Source organism: Hyphomicrobium sp., from assembly GCF_019753045.1.
GTDB lineage: Bacteria > Pseudomonadota > Alphaproteobacteria > Rhizobiales > Hyphomicrobiaceae > Hyphomicrobium_B.
Genome location: NZ_JAIELN010000014.1, coordinates 38,991 through 57,091 on the forward strand (window position 1 = coordinate 38,991; position 18,101 = coordinate 57,091).

At 60.4% G+C, this 18,101-nt stretch carries 13 protein-coding genes; 3 read left to right on the forward strand and 10 right to left on the reverse strand.

All coding sequences use genetic code 11. The annotated features are described in order from the left end of the window. Positions 1 to 29 precede the first annotated feature (29 nt). The 7 genes from K2Q04_RS15915 to sfsA form a co-directional block, all read right to left on the reverse strand. Positions 30 to 1,256 carry a GNAT family N-acetyltransferase gene (locus tag K2Q04_RS15915; RefSeq protein ID WP_291165680.1) on the reverse strand — a complete coding sequence of 409 codons (1,227 nt, stop codon included), beginning with the start codon at positions 1,254 to 1,256 and terminating at the stop codon, positions 30 to 32. A 243-nt stretch (positions 1,257 to 1,499) separates the two neighbouring features. Beyond that, positions 1,500 to 2,138 (reverse strand): hypothetical protein, encoded by a 639-nt coding sequence (locus K2Q04_RS15920; protein ID WP_291165681.1) that lies wholly within the window; start codon positions 2,136 to 2,138, stop codon positions 1,500 to 1,502. 385 nt (positions 2,139 to 2,523) lie between these two features. Further along, the gene (locus K2Q04_RS15925) at positions 2,524 to 5,646 is read right to left on the reverse strand and encodes an efflux RND transporter permease subunit (RefSeq protein ID WP_291165682.1); all 3,123 of its coding nucleotides are present in this window, start codon (positions 5,644 to 5,646) and stop codon (positions 2,524 to 2,526) included. Between the two features lie 3 nt (positions 5,647 to 5,649). Beyond that, the gene (locus K2Q04_RS15930) at positions 5,650 to 8,799 is read right to left on the reverse strand and encodes an efflux RND transporter permease subunit (RefSeq protein WP_291165683.1); all 3,150 of its coding nucleotides are present in this window, start codon (positions 8,797 to 8,799) and stop codon (positions 5,650 to 5,652) included. Further along, positions 8,796 to 10,142, reverse strand: coding sequence for an efflux RND transporter periplasmic adaptor subunit (locus K2Q04_RS15935; RefSeq protein ID WP_291165684.1), 1,347 nt, complete (start codon positions 10,140 to 10,142; stop codon positions 8,796 to 8,798). The genes K2Q04_RS15930 and K2Q04_RS15935 overlap by 4 nt, the downstream gene beginning before the upstream one ends. A gap of 520 nt (positions 10,143 to 10,662) precedes the next feature. Beyond that, entirely contained in the window at positions 10,663 to 11,103 is a 441-nt protein-coding gene (gene msrB / locus K2Q04_RS15940; protein ID WP_291165685.1) for a peptide-methionine (R)-S-oxide reductase MsrB, read from the reverse strand. Positions 11,104 to 11,268: 165 nt separating this feature from the next. Continuing rightward, positions 11,269 to 11,991 carry a DNA/RNA nuclease SfsA gene (sfsA, locus tag K2Q04_RS15945; protein ID WP_291165686.1) on the reverse strand — a complete coding sequence of 241 codons (723 nt, stop codon included), beginning with the start codon at positions 11,989 to 11,991 and terminating at the stop codon, positions 11,269 to 11,271. Positions 11,992 to 12,070: 79 nt separating this feature from the next. On the opposite strand from sfsA, the gene K2Q04_RS15950 reads away from it, so the two are divergent. Beyond that, positions 12,071 to 12,826, forward strand: a complete 756-nt coding sequence (locus K2Q04_RS15950; protein WP_291165687.1) for a molybdopterin-binding protein — start codon at positions 12,071 to 12,073, stop codon at positions 12,824 to 12,826. Between the two features lie 16 nt (positions 12,827 to 12,842). On the opposite strand, the gene K2Q04_RS15955 is transcribed toward K2Q04_RS15950, so the two are convergent. The 3 genes from K2Q04_RS15955 to K2Q04_RS15965 all read right to left on the reverse strand — a co-directional run bounded on the left by K2Q04_RS15955 (position 12,843) and on the right by K2Q04_RS15965 (position 16,440). Continuing rightward, a complete protein-coding gene (locus K2Q04_RS15955) occupies positions 12,843 to 13,457 on the reverse strand; it encodes a hypothetical protein (RefSeq protein ID WP_291165688.1) in 615 nt (204 codons plus the stop codon). A 276-nt stretch (positions 13,458 to 13,733) separates the two neighbouring features. Continuing rightward, complete coding sequence (locus K2Q04_RS15960) at positions 13,734 to 14,630, reverse strand: hypothetical protein (protein WP_291165689.1); 897 nt, start codon at positions 14,628 to 14,630, stop codon at positions 13,734 to 13,736. 187 nt (positions 14,631 to 14,817) lie between these two features. Then, on the reverse strand, positions 14,818 to 16,440 hold the full coding sequence (locus tag K2Q04_RS15965) for an inorganic phosphate transporter (protein WP_291165690.1): 1,623 nt from the start codon (positions 16,438 to 16,440) through the stop codon (positions 14,818 to 14,820). 302 nt (positions 16,441 to 16,742) lie between these two features. Between K2Q04_RS15965 and K2Q04_RS15970 the strand changes: the two genes are divergently transcribed. Next, entirely contained in the window at positions 16,743 to 16,994 is a 252-nt protein-coding gene (locus K2Q04_RS15970) for a hypothetical protein (protein ID WP_291165691.1), read from the forward strand. 191 nt (positions 16,995 to 17,185) lie between these two features. Then, a complete protein-coding gene (locus K2Q04_RS15975) occupies positions 17,186 to 17,563 on the forward strand; it encodes a GIY-YIG nuclease family protein (RefSeq protein ID WP_291165692.1) in 378 nt (125 codons plus the stop codon). The last annotated feature ends 538 nt before the right edge of the window (positions 17,564 to 18,101 follow it).

The following is an 18,101-nucleotide window of genomic DNA, read 5'->3' on the forward strand; positions in this document are numbered from 1 at the left end:
AAGCTTCCGTGCACGCGGGACTTCAACGATTATACGACAAGTAACCCCAGTTTATCCTGAAGCTGGGGAGCTACCAGAGTGGCAGTAATGATTGCTCGGAGCGACCGCTCGCGGTAGCGGGAAACCATGTCGAACAGAGCTCGGCTTCTGTAGCCTTTGCGGACCGAAAAGCCTCCCGCATAGGAGATGACGTGCGGATCCCAGCGAGCTTTCGAAATATCGGTTCCGGTAGATAGGTTCACGATCCGCAACTTGTTGTCGATCGCCCATTTGACGGCTTCCACAACGACTGTCGTCATTACACTATAGCGGCCCCAGCGGGGATCGTAACCGGAGTAGTAGAGATATAATTCGTCGCCGAATCTGAAGCCAATTCTGGTCGCCACGACCTCGTCGTTTATCACGAGCTGAAAAATTCGGAGCGCTCCGCGCCGAGCGAGTTCCGTGCAGTACTGAAGCATGAAGGAACGGCTGACAGGCGAAGCAAAAACATTGTTGTGTTTGATCGAAGCGGCTGCATTGGCGCGAGCCGCATGAAGAGCAAAAAGTCGATCAAGCGCTGCTGGTACATCCTCAGGCTTGTCTATGATGCGGAGCTGAGGCGTGATTTTTTCGCTGGCCAGAGAATTGTAACACTTTCTGATGGCCTGTTTCATATTCCTGGATAAGTTCGCTCTGAACTGCTCCCAGGTCGGTGCCAGATGGAGAATATGAACCGTCGTGTTTAGATAAGGCGTTTGACGGATTCTCGCGGGCAACGTTGTCGCCGCCTGTTGCAATCGCAGTCCGCGCCACTGCACCCAGTCGGCTCCGTTCGCGTTATCCAAAAAAACAGAGATCGAGCGAACGACTGCGGGTGTGTGCTCGGGCAGACAGAGAGGACCGCGGAATTCTGTGACGTTTGAGTCCGCTCCGAAAAACTGAAGTTCCTTCGCGCTCAGCGGCCCATAGCCAGGCCGTTGCGTCACAATCATAGGGGCAACCGCGACAAGCTCGCCGCTGTCGTTACGCAATAGGAAAAGGCGAGGGAAGTCTTTGGCCTTTACATTGTTGCGCTTGTAGTGTTGCCACCAGGTCGAAGCCCATAAGTGCGTCGTAAACGGCAGGCGAGGCGAAATGCGCTCGTGGAGCGAATCCCATTGCGCAATCAAATCGTTCAGGCCGGAGTCGTCGATTATCGTCTCGACGCTCAGCGTCGGATCGCCTTCGGCACAAAGATGTGCGGCATTCGCGATGCCTGCCTCTAATTTCATCATTGTCGTTCCGGTCGTAGATATCGCGCCCCGGGTATCGGAATTGAACACGGCAATCTTTGCTCAGCTAGCGGAAAGGCCTTGTAACCACATTCCTAAACCAAAATTCAGAAATTATAGGTGAATCGCGGCGAATAGAGTGGTCGATATGGCAGGAAAGTCAGCATGCGGCCAATCGCGTTAAGTCGCAAAAAGCGGGCATAGCCAACTCTATTCAGGGAGTGCCGAGGTAACGGTAATGCGGAACTAGCGGCGGCTCGACGCCTTGCGGAATCCGCCAAAGAAATGACGAGGGAAGGATTCCCAGAGGTGACGCTCTTCCAAAGAGCCCAAGGCATTCAGTGTTCTAATTTCGAGCCCGCTGTCGTCGATGGCGGCGTCTAACCTCTTTCCGGCGACGGAAGCTGGCGCTTGGTAGCATCCGCTTTTCGAGAGAGCTTCGATTACGATGTTTTCGGCACGGACCGGATTCGAAACGCGCCAGCAACGGTAAATCCCGAACGTAGTCTCTACGTCTGCTGCCCGATTGATTTCCTTGAGCCGATGCTCGACGGTACGGGTCGTCATCCCGGCCGAGATCAGCTCACTTTCGGAATTGGCCAGCATGAAAATCCAACCGGCTTTCGGCTCGTCCGCAATCTTTTTCCGCTTCAGAAAAGCATAGACGCAGCGGCGAGTGGGAAGCTCGAGAAGGACCTTTCGCGCATCAGCAAAGGCGTCCCGGTCCCTGTCTTTGATTGCTGCACTGAGAGCGCGGATTTCCGCAGCAATGGCCGCCGCGAGCCGAGCTGACGGATACCCGAGCTGACCGGCAATGGTAAACCAGTCGAACGAATCCCGCCGCGCGACGCGGCCAAACAATCCTTCGACGTCGTTGGCGGACACGAACGTCTCTTCGCGCCAAACCGGCAATAAAAAAGAGCTCAGGATATTGAGTAATCGCCAACAGGACGCTTCTCGCCGCTTCTGTGTTTCCACCGGCGGCGCCGCCGTTCCGAATGCGCACATCTCTACGGGGCGGTCATTCATCCCGCTCGATCTCAACTGGGGCGACGCTAGAGGAAGGGCGTCATCCTGATGCCGCCACGGCTGACGAGAAATCCAGCCAGTCATGATCGGCAAGGAAACTGAAAGAACGCTATCTTAACAATCGCGACTGTGTCGAGGACGATTCCGTCTGTGTGCTGCTGAAATGTAAGGTTTGGCTGATTGTGTGGCGTACTTTCGCCATCCGGGATAGCCGGAACTGCTGGAGACCTGGGGCTCTCGATTAGGCGCTTTCGGCCGTGGAGGCCGCCGGCGGAGTCTTCTCGCCGTCGCGCGCAAATCTTGCCTTGAGCTTCTCGAGCAGCAGGTAGATCACCGGCGTTGTGTAGAGCGTCAGGATCTGAGAGACGACAAGCCCGCCGATGATCGTGATGCCGAGCGGCCGGCGCAATTCCGACCCAGGGCCCACCGCAACGGCGAGCGGAATGGCGCCGAGCAACGCGGCCAGCGTTGTCATTAAGATAGGACGGAACCGCTGCAGACAAGCGTCGTAGATCGCAGCCTGCGGCGAGAGCCCGCGCTCGCGCTCCGCATGCAACGCGAAATCGACGAGCATGATGCCGTTCTTCTTCACGATGCCGATCAGCAAAATGACGCCGATGAGCGCAATGACCGAGAGGTCCATGCTTGCCATCTGCAACGCAAGCAACGCACCGAGGCCCGCCGAAGGCAGCGTCGAGATGATCGTCAGCGGATGCGCGAGACTTTCGTACAGAACGCCGAGCACGATATAGATCGCGACGAGCGCCGCCAGGATCAGCAGCGTCTGTTGGTGCGCCTGCTCGACGAACGCCTTGGCGTCACCCGCAGGTTCACCGTGAATTGTCTCCGGCATATGCAAAGCCTGGAGAGCGGCGTCGATGCCTTGGAGACTTGTATCCATGCTGACGCCGGGCCGCAGATTGTAGTTGATCGTCACGGCAGGGAACGGGCCCTGATGGTTGACGACCAGCGGCGCGATACCTTCGCTCGTCGAAATGACGCTCGAGAGCGGGATCTGCTGCGTGCGGTCGATCGTCGGCACATAGATCCGCGATATATCCTTGGGATGCGCCTGGAGCTTCGGATCGATTTCCAGAATGACTTTGTATTGGTTACGATCGCCGTAAATCGTCGAGAATTGGGTTTGCGAGAAGGCGTTCGAGAGCGCGTTGTCGATATCGACGATTGCGACGTTCAGTCGTGACGCGACGTCGCGATTGATGTTGACGTTGAGTTGCAGTCCCCCGGCCTCGCGATCGGACGTCACGTCCGCAAGTCCAGGAACGGCACGCACCGCATCGATGACTTTCGGCACCCACGCGTAGAGATCCTCGGCGTTGATCGCCCACAGTGTATATTGATAGTCGGCCTTGCCGGAGCGTGCTCCGGCCCGAATGTCGCGAGACGGCATGAGCCTCGTCGCCAGTCCGACGATTTTGCCGAGAGGCGCGCGCAATCGATCGATGACGACTGCGGTCGAAACATTGTGGCGCTCTTCGATCGGCTTCAGGCTGATGAACATGCGGCCTTGGTTCTGCGTCGGATTGGGGCCGCCGGCGCCGATGGATGAGCCGACGTTGTCGACCGCCGGATCGGCGAGGATCACGTTGAGAGCCTGCTTCTGGAGCCGGCTCATCTCTGCAAATGACACGTCGGCGTTGGCCTCCGTCGCAGCGATGATCAGGCCGGTGTCGTCCTCGGGCAGGTAGCCCTTGGGCAGCACTGAATAGAAATGGATGGTCAGCACGATCGTCGCCAGGAAGACCGCGAGCATCACGAGCTGATTGCGGAGGGCAATTCTAAGCGTGAAGGCATAGCCCCTGACGACAAGGGCAAGCGCCCCCTCGAAAATGCGGTCGGCGAGATTCCTGTGTGCCTCGGCTCCAGACTTGATGAAGTGAGCGCAGATCATCGGCGTGACCGTGAGCGATACGACGGCCGAGATGGCGATGGCGAATGTCAGCGTCAGTGCAAACTCGTGCAGCAGCCGGCCGACGATCCCGGTCATGAACAGAACCGGGATGAATGCCGCGACCAGCGATACCGAGATCGAAATGACGGTGAAGCCGATCTGCCTGGATCCTGCGAGCGCGGCGGCATAGGGCTTCATGCCCTTTTCCATATTGCGATAGACGTTCTCGATCATCACGATCGCATCGTCGACGACGAAGCCAACGGCGACGGCGAGCGCCATCAGCGTAAGATTGTTGATCGAAAACCCTGCGGCCCACATCGCAGCGCATGTACCCGCGAGCGACAGCGGCACCGTTATCCCCGCCGCAATCGTCGGCGTCGGGCGTCTGAGAAAAACGAACACGACGGACATGACGAGCAGGATCGTCAACCCGAGCGTGAACTGCATATCGTGAACGGACGCACGGATAGTCGTCGTCCGGTCGCTGAGGATCGAAATGTCTATCCCAGCAGGAATCCATTCCTTGAGCTGGGGAAGCAGCGCTTTCACCCGGTCGACCGTGTCGATGACGTTCGCCTCGGGCGTCTTCGTGATGATCAGAAGCACCGCTGGAGCATGGCCAAACCGCGCGGACGAGCGCGCGTTTCGCGTTGCCTTGATGACTGTCGCGACGTCCCCGACCTTGACGATATCGCCGTTCGGCATGTTCTTGACGACGATGTTTTTGTACTCGTCGGGCTCGGTCATCTGCTCGTTCGACTGCAGTATGATCGTTTGCTGTTCCCCATCCACCGATCCGATTGGCGAGAGATCGTTGGCGTTGGAAACGGCATTCTTCACATCCTCGAAACTGACGCCCATCGCAGCAACGAGCGTGGGATCGACCTGGATGCGCGTCGCCGGTTGGTCCGCGCCGCTGACAGTCACATCCGCCACGCCCTCGACCTGCGAAATACGCTGGCCGATGACGGTGTCGGCGGTATCGTAGATGGCGCCCGTCGCCATCGTCTTTGACGTCAACGCGAGGATGAGAATGGGCGCGGCGGAAGGGTTCGCTTTCCGGAATGTCGGAACTTGCGGAAGGTCGCCCGGAAGATCTGCGGTCGCTGCGTTCAAGGCCGCCTGCACGTCGCGGCCCGCGCCGTCGATGTTGCGATTGAGGTCGAACTGCATCGCGATAGACGTCGAGCCGAGCGAGTTCGTCGACGTCATCTCCGTGACGCCAGCGATTTCGCCGAGACGCCGTTCGAGCGGCGAGGCGACGCTCGATGCCATCGTGGTCGGGTCGGCGCCGGGACGCGTCGCCATGATGCGCACGGTCGGAAACTCGATCGCCGGCATGCTCGCAACCGGCAGGAGCCCGTACGCAACCGCGCCCGCTAGAAACAGGCCGATGGCGAGCAGCGCCGTTCCGATGGGCCTCTCGATGAAGATGCGCGAGACGTTCATCGCCTACTCCGCGGCCGCCGGGAGGCTGTTTGCTTTGGCTGTCATCCCGGCAGCAGTTGGCTCGATCTCTTCTCTCGTATCGACAGACCGGCCGCCGCCGAGGCGCGCGCGAAGCCGCTCCATCGTCAGATAGATGACCGGCGTCGTGTAGAGCGTCAGGAGCTGGCTCAAGAGCAGACCGCCGACGATCGTGATGCCGAGCGGATTTCTAAGCTCCGAACCCGTTCCGCTTTCGAGCGCCAGCGGCAGCGCGCCGAACAGCGCGGCAAGCGTCGTCATCATGATCGGCCGGAAGCGAAGCAGTGCCGCCTCTTTGATCGAATCCCGCGGCGAAAGTCCGCGCTCGCGTTCGGCATCGAGCGCGAAGTCGATCATCATGATCGCGTTTTTCTTGACGATGCCCATCAGCAGAATGATGCCGATGAGCGCGACGAACGAAAGATCGTTGCCGGTGAGCTCGAGCGCCAGAGCCGCGCCAATGCCGGCGGACGGCAGCGTCGTCAAAATCGTGAACGGATGGATGAGACTTTCGTAGAGAACGCCGAGAACGATATAGATCGTAACGATGGCGGCGAGGATCAGCCAGGGCTGGTTGGCGAGCGACTTCGAGAATTCAGCCGCATCGCCATAGAACGTGCCTGTCACCGATGCCGGCAGATCGACCTCTTTCTTTGCCGTGTCGATTGCGGCGAGCGCGTCGCTGAGCGACGCTTGGGGCGCCAGATTGAAGCTGATCGTGATCGCCGGGAACTGATCCTGATGGCTGATCGCGAGTGGCGCCGTATCGTATGCGATGGTTGCGACGGAGGTTAGCAAAACCTGCGTCCCCGTCGTGCTCGACGGAACGTAGAGCCGGTTCAATCGCGACGGGTCGCTGCGATATTCGGGAGCCGCTTCGAGGACGACGCGATACTGATTGGCCTGCTCGTAAATCGTAGAAACCTGACGCTGGCCGAATGCGTTGCTCAGCGCATCGTTGACGGCTTGCATCGTGACGCCGAGCCGTCCAGCGGTGACGCGATCGACGTCGATGCGCGCAATGAGTCCGCCGTCGACTTCCTCCGATGCGACATTGCGAAGGAACGGTGACGCATGAAGTGCGGCCGCCATCTTCTTCGACCACTCGGAAACCTCTTCGACGTCGGTGCTGGCGAGCGTGTACTGATAACGCGCGCGGCTTGACAGCGTCGAGATCTGTACGTCCTGGACAGGCTGGAAGTAGACGATCGCTCCGGGTGTTGGCCTGACGGCGTGCTTCAGGCGCTGGATCACCTGCACGACGTTCGATTTTCGCTCGTCGCGCGGCTTCAGCATGATCTTGAGGCTGCCGACGTTCTGCGTAGCGTTGAGCTGCCCGATGCCGACGATGGACGCAACGCCCGTAACGTCAGGATCGGCCGCGGCGATGGCGGCAACATCCTGTTGCAAGCGGGACATCTCGGCAAATGAGATCTGCGGGCCACCTTCGACGACAGCCGTGATCGCGCCGGTGTCTTGGTCCGGCAAGAAGCCTTTCGGCATGATGACATAGAGCCAGATCGTGACGACGACCGTCAGCAGCGCGACGAGAAGCGTCGCCGTTTGATGCCGAAACACGAATTCCAGTGATCGCCCGTAGCCGTTGATGACGCGCTCGAAGAACCGCCCGATCACGCCTTCCTTTTCGTCATGGCCGCCGCTGCGCAGGAGCTTCGAGCACATCATCGGCGTCAGCGTCAGCGACACGACGGCCGAGACGACGACGGCGATCGTCAGCGTCATGGCGAACTCGCGGAACATGCGTCCGACGAGGCCGGTCATGAAAAGCAATGGTATGAAAACCGCGATCAACGACAGCGTCAGCGAGATGACGGTGAAGCCGATCTCCCGCGCGCCGTCGAGGGCGGCCTTCATCGGCTTTTCGCCCTTTTCGATGTGGCGCACGACGTTCTCGATCATCACGATCGCGTCGTCGACGACGAAGCCGGTGCCGATCGTCAAGGCCATCAGGGAGAGATTGTCGAGGCTGAAGCCGCAGAAGTACATGACGCCGAACGTGGCGATCAACGACACCGGCAGAGCAACGCCCGCAATGATCGTCGCGCGGAAGGAACGCAAGAACAAGAGCACGACCATGATGACGAGGCCGACGCTCAAAACGAGCGTGAACTGCACGTCATTGACGGACGCTTTGATCGTGCCCGTGCGGTCGCTGACGATTGCGAGATTGACGCCGGCCGGCATGCTGCGTTCGACGCGCGGCAATTCCTGCTTGATGCGCGAAACGGTGTCGAGGACGTTGGCGCCCGGCTGCCGCTGAATGTCGACGATGACCGCGGGCTTGCCATTATACCAGCCGCCGACGCGCGTATTTTCGAGACCATCGGCGACGCGAGCGACGTCCTTGATGCGAACCGGCGCGCTGTTGCGATACGCAATGATGACGTCTTCGTAGGCCTTCGCATGATCGATCTGGTCGTTGGCGGCGATCGTGTAGGATTGCTTCGCGCCATCGAGCGAGCCCTTGGGCCCGGCGACATTGGCGCTGGCAATGGCGGTGCTGAGATCGGCCATGCTGAGGCCGTAGCTCGCAAGACGCGAGACGTCGGCTTCGACGCGGACAGCGGGCTTGATGCCGCCCTCGATCGCAACGTGTCCGACGCCCGACACCGAGGCGAGGCGCTGCGCGAGCAGCGTATCCGCAAGATCGGAAAGCGATCGCAGCGACTGGGTGTCCGACGTCAGCGCGAGCGTGACGATCGGCGTGTCGGCTGGGTTCACCTTCGAGTAGGTCGGAGGGTAGGGGAGGTTGCGCGGTAGCGTCGAGCCGGCCGCGTTGATGGCGGCTTGCACGTCCTGGGCCGCAGCATCGATATCGCGGTCGAGATTGAATTGCAGCGTGATGCGGCTGAGGCCGAACGAACTGGTCGACGACATCGACGCAAGCGATTGGATCTGCCCGAACTGGCGTTCGAGCGAAGCGGTGACGAGCGTCGACATCGTCTCTGGGCTTGCGCCCGGAAGTTCGGTCGTGACCTCGACGGTCGGAAAATCGACCTGCGGTAGGGACGATATCGGCAAGGCGAAGTAGCCGAGCATACCGCCGAGAACGGTCGCGACCGCGAGTAGGAACGTCGCGATCGGCCTCTCGATAAAGGGCCGGGAAACGCTCATGGCGATGCGCCGCTATCCCGGTGAGACTGACTGTGTTTGCCCGAGCGCTTGCCGCCCTCGCTGGTCGAGCCCGTCACGAGAGCTGCTTCCGGTGAGGCCTGAGCCGCAGCTTGTGCCGCTTGCATGCTGCTCGCGGTTTTGTCCGCATCGGCAGCTTGCTTGCCATCCGACGGCTTCTTCTTTACCGCGGGCTTCTCCGCCGGAGCCGCCGAGCCGTCGGTGACGGAAACGGCCGCGCCGTCCTTGAGCCGGCCGAAACCGCTCGTGACGATTTTCTCTCCAGCCGTCAAACCTTCGGCGATGACGGCGAACTTATCGTCCTGCCGCGAAATTTTCACCTGACGCATCTCGGCTGTGTTGTTGGCGCCGACGACGTAAACATACGTGCCGTCCGGACCCCGCTGCACGGCTTCTGTCGGAGCAACGACGACGCCCTTCAGCGTATCGACAAGAAGGCGGACGTTGACGAACTGCCCCGGCCAAAGCTGGCGCTTGTCGTTCGGGAACTCGGCCTTGAGACGGATCGTGCCGGTCTGCTGATCGACCTGATTGTCGATGACCTTGAGCGTACCTGTATCGAGCTCGGTCTGGCTGTCGGTCGACAACGCATGCGCCACCAGCGTCCCTTCGGAACTCGATTTGGTCAACGTCGGCAACTGTTGTTGCGGCAGCGTGAACACCACGGAGATGGGCTGTACTTGCGTAATGACGGCGATGCCGCCGGCGTCTCCCCCGCGAACGAGGTTGCCTTCGTCGACGAGGCGGATGCCCGTGCGGCCGTCGAACGGCGCGACGATCGTCGTATATCCGAGGATCGCGGTCGCATTCTCGATCGACGCCGTATCGGATTTGACCTGTGCTTCCTGCTGCTTGATGAGCGCGATCTGCGTATCGATCTGCTGCTGTGAAATAGCCAGCGTACCCACCTTTTGAAATCGTTCGAGATCCTTTCTGGTGTTGGCGAGCAGTGCCTCGTCCAACGCCTTCTTGGCGATGGCTTGATCGAGCTGCGCCTGGTAGGTCACGGGATCGATCTTCGCCAGCACATCACCCTTCTTGACGTCTTCGCCTTCGGTGAAGTTAATGCTCAAGAGCCGGCCGTCGACCTGCGCGCGGACCGTTGCCGTGTTGAGTGCTTTGACCGACCCGACACCCTCGAGATAAACCGGCACGTCCGCCGTATCGGCGTTCTTGGCGACCACTGCGACGGGGCCGCCGGCTCCCATGCCGCTGCGCCGGCTGGCAGCGGCGCCATCAGGCGTCCGGCCTTGCATTGTGTAATAAACGCCACCGGCGAGAGCGCCGACAACGACAACCGTAGAAACCCACCGAAGTAGCGTCATCGTCGCTCTTTTCCGCTTCAATCCTGCCGGATGCCGTCACAACACGGCACGCATCGGCTCTGTTCGTCCTGTCACCCGGAGATGAAACGCCCGGTTCGGAGAAATCCGTTGCCCCCGCAAGTCCCACATCTATACCCGCCGAGCTTCGCTTGCGACATACAACGCATGGCGTTGCCGCCGTGCTCCAGACTACCAGGCCAATCTTTCGAAAAAGGCCTACATCCGAGGCCCTTTTATGCTCGGATGGGCTCGTCGCGCGCTGTGCGCAAGGCGCGAACGCCCCATATTGTAAAATTAGCGTCTTATTTCAAACGGTCAGGACAGCGCTGCGTCGGTAGCACTCAGCCGGGAGCATAACGAGTTCCCCCACCGCCCCAGTTATCCGGGCGCAGGCCGGGGTCGAAGGCAGCCACAATGAACACGCTGTCACAAACCAATCCGCGAACCCCGGAACGCAAAAAGCCGCCGCGAAATTGCGCGACGGCCCATGAAGGGAGTTGCCGGCGGGGAGATTGGGCGATTAACCGATCGCCTTCGGAATGAACTTCAGGGCCACGCCGTTCATGCAATAGCGCAAACCCGTCGGCTTCGGCCCGTCCTCGAAGACGTGTCCGAGGTGTCCGCCGCATCTCCGGCAGTGAACCTCCGTACGCGTCATGAAATAGCTGTTGTCGGTGGTTGTGGCGACAGCGTTGTCCAGCGGCTTCCAAAAGCTCGGCCAGCCTGTGCCGCTATGGAACTTGGTTGCTGAAGAAAAAAGCGCCAAATCGCAACCCGCACAGTCATAAGTGCCGGCGGCGTCATTTTGGTCGAGGGGAGATGTCCCGGCGCGCTCGGTGCCATGCTTGCGCAGAACGTTGAACTGTTCCGGCGTCAGCTCTTTCTTCCACTCATCATCGGACTTCGTAATCTCGAACGTCTCAGGCGCCGCTTTAGCATACCCTGAAGCCGACTTCAGCATCGCTAAGGCTCCACCCAGAGCGATGCCCAATCGTGAAAAATCGCGCCGTGAATACATGGCTCGTCACCTTGGGTTCCGTTTCCTTTTTCGGCGCCCTAACGCCGTCGTCTTGTGGAGAGTACGTTGGCTCTCTCTTTTTCGTTTCGGCCGTTGTTCGGCTTTTTCCTATGGAAGGTCGGCAATCTCGATCCGCTTCTCAACCTCGATTTCCATAGGGCTGAGGCGGCACGTATAGCAGAGCATTTCGACTCCGGAAGCCGCCGCGGACCGAAACGCCGCGGCATATGCGGCATCGATATCGGCGGCTACCGAGAATTTCTGGGCGTCGCTGCGCTGCACAAGAAACACCATGACCGCGCGATGCCCCTGCTCGACCATGCTCGAAAGCTCGCGCAGATGCTTGGCGCCCCGCTCGGTTTTGCTATCCGGAAATTCCGCGAGCCCCGACGTCCGCATCAGGTGCACGTTTTTCACTTCGACATAGCAATCGCGGTTATCGGGGCCGCCCGAAAGAAGAATGTCGATCCGGCTGTTCAGCCCGTATTTCACCTCGCGCCGCAGCGTCGAATAGCCGGAAAGCTCCGTAATGAGCCCCGCCTGAATGGCCTCGGTCACGAGCGCGTTCGGACGCCCGGAATTGATGCCGACGATATGCGACCCTTGGCCGAGATCGGCTTCGATCATTTCCCACGTATGGCGATATTTCCGCGTCGGGCTGTCGCTTTCGGAGAGCCAAACCCGCGATCCCGGCGTTGCGAGCCCAAGCATCGAGCCCGTATTCGGGCAGCTGGCCGTCACCGTGACGCCTCCCGACGTCGTAACGTCGGCGAGGAACCGCTTGTAGCGTTGAATGAGAATGCCGGGGACGAGGGGATGTGCGAATTTCATCGCTAAGCCCTTATCGGGCGGCGGGACCGGCGGGCAAGTGTTTTCGTGCAGCGGCCGGTGATGCTAAGACAAAAGAGCAATGCACATATCGGTGAGCGGCACCTTGGCAGAAGAACGGATCGTGACGGCGGCTCTGCTCGTCATTGGCGATGAAATCCTTTCCGGGCGAACCAAAGATCAGAATATCGGAGCGCTGGCCGAGCATCTGACGAATGTCGGTATCAGGCTCCGCGAAGTCCGCGTCGTGCCGGACGATGAGGCCGATATCGTCGCCGCCGTCGACACCCTGCGCCGCCGCTACGACTATCTCTTCACAACCGGCGGCATCGGCCCGACCCACGACGACATCACGGCCGACAGCCTGGCGAAAGCCTTCGGCGTTCCGATCGTCAACGACGCGCGAGCCGAAAAAATTCTGAGCGATTATTACGCCGCCAAGGGCCTCGAATTGACGCCGGCGCGCCTTCGCATGGCGCGGATACCGACAGGCGCGGACTTGATCGAAAATCCTGTGTCGGCCGCGCCCGGCTTTCGCCTTGGCAATGTTTTCGTCATGGCAGGCGTCCCGAGCATCATGCGGGCGATGCTTCAATGCCTGACGCCGACGCTGGAGACCGGCGCCAAGCTTTTGTCCATCACGATACCGGTCAATCGTCCGGAGAGCGAAATCGCCGAAATCTTCTCCGCCCACCAGAGCCGCTACCGGGATGTGCAGATGGGAAGCTACCCGTTGCTGCGCGATGGCCGGCCAGCGTCGGATCTGGTGCTGCGCTGTTCGGATCAAGACCGCCTGACGGAGGCGGCCGACACGCTCAGAGCGGCGTTGGGCGTGTAAGGCACTCCCGATCGCGTCAGTTGAGTCGCGCCCGCTCGCTCTCTTCGGCGTCGGACGTGCGCACGTTCGACGTGACCGGCGCATCGCCGCCAAAAAGATCGTACTGTACGTCGAGCGCATCGAGAAATGCCGCCGCCATATCGAGTAGCGGGCCGAGAGCGATGCGCTTCGCGATGAGGAAATTGTCGTCGATCGTCAGATCCGAAGCCACGCGAATAGCCGGGGCATCCAGCGCGATGAGGCCGCGGCTCCGAACGTAGGAGACGATGTCGTCGGCTGTGTCGAAATCCGAGGCTCTGGCGTCGCCGCTTTCCTCGACGGCATCGAGCAGGATAGCCGTGCCCGAGACGAAGAGCTTTGCAATGGCACGGAAGCGGTCGTCGCACTCGGCGAGTGAGCTTGCGTGGGTGCGGGCCTTCAGGATGCGGGCGACGAGCATCAATTCGAAGCTGCGCACCTCTTCCGCAACTGCGCGCTGACGCAGGATGAAGTCGCTCGGATCGGCAGGCGTCTCGGTAAGCGCGCGCCAGTCGCCGCCGCGAGCCATCAAGTCCTCGCCCGCTGCGAGCGCGGCATCGAGATGATCAGCGAGCATGTAAACCGACAGGGGTGCCCGCACCTGCTGTGCCATCTCTAACTCCGCATTTCTCAAAGATTAATCTGGCCGGAAATTGCCCTGATTCGCGGGCCCTGAGCCAGCCGGACACCGAGTCGCCACGGAACAATGGGGAGAGATGAGGATAAGGTGTGGACCGTGTTTAGCTGCTTATGCGGAACGTGAGAAAAACCGCGCAAAACCGAGCGTCTGCTGCTGATCCGGAAGAATCACGATTGAGCAAATGGCGCGCTGAGACGCTTTAAGAAGGTCTGTTTTGGGTGGTTTTATCAGCCACAGTCGCACAGAAATTCACAGCTCATTCGCCGCGAGGACGCGATAGCCGCGCGGAGGCACCCCAACGATGCGGGTCTGAGCCTGCGCCGAGGCCAGAATGTTTTCCGCTCCGGCCTTCCGGCGAATGCGCCGAACAGGTGTTTTCTCCTGCACGCTTCGTTGTGCAAGCACCTTCAATTCCTTCGTGCTTACCGCTTCAGGCGGCTTCCGGCTCGTCTTCGGACCCGAAACCACTTTGCGGTTCCGCGATTCCTTGAGGCGAATGTCGAGCCGCGGAGCAATCGCGCCGAGCTTCCAAGCGCGAAGAAGTTTTGAATCGAACAATTTCGTGCGCGCGACGACGGGAGCGGCAGGCGCGGGAAGATCCGGCGCCTGATCGGATGCTGTCGCAACGGCCGGAGCGGCCGGCTCTGCGATAGGCTCCGGCGCGGGCGGTAGCGTGGCCGCGATGCTCGGCCTTTGCAGCACTGTCGGCGGTGGCGATGGAGCGAGGGTCGCCCCGATGCTCGGCTTCAGCGCCGTGCGGAGTGAAGGCTTTGGCGGTTCTAGAGTTTCCGCGACCGGCTTATCGGCAGCGTCAACGGCTCGGACGACGTCGGCCGTCGTGGGCTCGGCGGATGATCGCGGCGAAGAGTAAACCCGGGCAGGCGCCGGCTTCGGCACGTTCGCGGCCACGACTGGGGGCGACGCGGTTCGCGGCACATCGACGGTCGGGGAAGCAGGTGGAGTTGCAGAAACGGGAAGGGGCGCCGCCGCTTTCGGAGCGACCGCATCTTCTGCTCTATTCGGCGTGACGCTCGACGATTGCCGGGCTCGGGAACGACGGTCGAGCCAGGAGAAAAACCGGAAAACAAGGCCGCTGGCGACGACGAAGAGCAGAGCCAAGGCGAGGGCGAGGACTTCCGGCGGCAAAGGAACCTCCAACAGCAACGCTACGATGAACAACGTCCCCAAAACGCCGCGGCGCGTCAACAGTCGGCGGCAAAATTATTCGTACTCACACGGAGAGTTACTTCAGCACAATGAAAAAAGGCGCGGCCTACGGGCACGCGCCTTTCCGAACAAATCTGATTTCCGCCGCCGTCGTGGGCTTCGAAAATCAGAACACTTTCGAGAAGATAACGTAGAGAGCGCCGGCGAGAACGACCGAGACCGGCAGCGTCAGCACCCAGGCCATGAGCAGGTTGCGCACGGTCGCCCACTGCAGGCCCGAGCCATTGGCGGCCATTGTTCCGGCGACACCCGACGACAGAACGTGGGTGGTCGAAACCGGCAGGCCGTAGGCGTCGGCGGCGCCGATGGTCGCCATCGCGACGAGTTCTGCGGAGGCGCCCTGCGCGTAGGTCAGATGCGTCTTGCCGATCTTCTCGCCCACCGTCACGACGATGCGCTTCCAGCCGATCATCGTGCCGAGCCCGAGCGCGATCGCGACCGCGACCTTCACCCAGAGCGGGATGAAGCGCGTCGCCTTATCGAGCGAGCCCTTGAACGCGGTGATCGACTTCACTTCGTCGGCCTTCAGATTGTTGGCCTTGTCCTTGAGCAGGAAGCGGAGGGCTTCCGACGCCAGGTACATGTCGTTACGAACGTTCGAGACGGCGGCCGCAGGAACCTTGTCGAGCGCGCCGTAGGAGTCGACCTGCTGAGAGATCTCGCGCACCAGGACGGCAAGGCTCGGATATGTGCCCTCGTTGATTGTGCGCGCCGAGATGTAGGCTTCGACGGCCGGACGCGGATTGCCGAGCACGTTGTAGCCCGAAGCCTGCTTCTCGATCACGGAAGCGGCAGCCGCGGCGTTCGCCTTGAACTCGACGATCTGCGACGGACCCGGCGTACGGTTCAGAGCGTAGGCCATCGGAACGGTACCGATGAGGATTAGCATGATGAGGCCCATGCCCTTCTGTCCGTCGTTCGAGCCGTGTGCGAACGAAACGCCCGTGCAGGTGAGGATCAGCAGGCCGCGGATCCACCACGGCGGCGGCTGCTTGCCTTCCGGTTCCTTGTAGAGCGCGGGGTTGCGGAGGACGAACTTCAGGATGAGAAGCAGCAGCGCCGCGAAGCCGAAGCCGACGAGCGGAGATACGAGCAGCGAGGTGCCGATTTCCTGAGCCTTACCCCAGTCGACGCCTGACGTGCCGTTGCCGCCATGGAGCAGCGAGTTGGCGACGCCGACGCCGATAATCGAGCCGATCAGCGTATGCGACGACGAAGACGGCAGCCCGAGCCACCACGTTCCGAGGTTCCAGATAATGGCCGCGATCAACAGCGCGAAGACCATTGCGAAGCCGGCGCTGGAGCCGACCTGCAGGATAAGCTCGACAGGAAGCAGCGAAATGATGCCGAAGGCGACGGCGCCCGTCGAAAGCAGCACGCCGAGGAAGTTGAAGAAGCCGGACCAGAGCACGGCGACGTTGGCGGGCATCGAGTGCGTATAGATGACGGTCGCGACTGCGTTGGCGGTATCGTGGAAGCCGTTGACGAATTCGAAGCCGAGCGCGATCACCAAGGCCACGCCGAGCAGCAAGAGCGGCACCCAGGTCGTAACCGGAACCTGAGCGGCTTGCATGTCCTCATAGAGGCTGTAGGCAGTGAAGAATAGGCCACCGGCCAGCAGCGCAAGGAAAATGAAAACCGTAAGCGTGTTGGCACCGTGATCGAGGTTGGGTTTGCCGCTTGGTGCGGCAGCCCCCGCCAATGCAGCGCTCAACGCCACGTCAGACATGATTATTCCGCCCCCGAATGAGAATTTCCGCGGGGAAATAGCGCTCGTTTCATTACACTATAGTGACAATTCGCGGAGGGGAGGGCGAAGCATCGGTCGACGGTTTACCGAGAGGAAATAACGTGCACTCGCACATTTCTCGGGAACAAATCGTCAGCGCGTCAGCCCAACCATTTCCCGGCCATTCGCTGCGAAAATTTCCTGCTGAGCATTTCACTTTATATTCGTTCGCTTTTGGGAAACCGGTCCCTAGCGTTGGGTGACAGCTCAGAACGGCTGTGACCAGCTCGGGGAAAATGAAAATGAAGTTCGCGAAATTGGTTTTGCTCGGGGCGTTCGTTTTGGGCGCGAGCATCTCCGCCGAAGCCGCAACGTCAGCGCCAAAGCTCCATGCTCCAGGCGCGAAGACGCTCGTCTCGCATACGGCGAAGGACGAGAAGAAGAAAAAGCACGTTCACGCGCACCGCGTGCACAAACACAAGCACAAGGTCGCCGAAGCGCATGCGAAACCCAAACCGCATAAGGCTCACGCGCACAAGCCGAAGAAACACTAACCCCTGATCGCGTTCCGGCCGGGGGGGCGGGATAGCGTTATCAGCAGCCGCCAAAGGGCACTTTCCGTTCCGCGTTCGGAAAGTGCCCTTGGCGGGTTTGGTTTTTGGGCGCAGAGCTAAAACATCGTCATCCCGGCGAAGGCCGGGATCCAGACAACGCGCAACGCAAAGACTTGCTCGGCCGATCTCAAATGCTGCAGTATTGCGGTCCGAGCGAGGACCGGCTGGTGCGCAGCAAATCACCGTGCGTCTACATTTTGGCGAGCAACCGAAACGGCACGCTCTACATTGGCGTCACGAGCAATCTTCACGCGCGGATGGCGCAGCATTCACAGAAGGTGATCCCCGGCTTCACCGCACGATATGATGTGACACGGCTTGTTTACTACGAATTGCATCCAACGTTTGTGCAGGCCATCGGACGCGAGAAGCAACTGAAGGAATGGCAGCACCAGTGGAAGCTCCGCTTGATCGAGCAGATGAACCCTCAATGGCTCAACTTGTTCGATCCGCAAACCGGCGAAATCAGTTCTGGCCCGTTTGATAAGTCGGAGCAGTTCTTCGAATAAACGGCTTGCTGCCGCTTGTCTGGATGCCGACCTTCGTCGGCATGACGGTGACGGGATATAGGGGCGCGGATGCACAACTGTCATCCCGGCGAAGGCCGGGATCCAGATAAGCCAAAAACAAACAAGGCACCCCCTGCGAGGTGCCTTGAAGGAATTCGGTCGTCTACGACGAGTCTCACGCTAGATCCCCGAACGCGATCGCTCCGCTCACGCGTTCGAGGATGACGAAAGAATGTTAGCGCTTTTTGCGAGGCGTATTTTTGTCGGAATGGGAGGTACCAATCGGGCGATTTAACACCCGAGTAGTTGCCTTTGGCCTTTTCGTCGCGATTGGAGCTGGAAGATGTTGCCGAGGTTCAGTGCGTAAAAGTGACTTTCCTTCGATCATGGGTGGGATCATTCTGGGGCGTCCCGTGATCTCGTCCGACAATTTATGAGCTAGATCCATCGCTTTGCCATCGTTGGCCCGCTGGGCATGGATACACCTCAACGCCCAAGTGAGCGCCCCCGTCAAAGCCAAAATCACCGCACTCAGAAC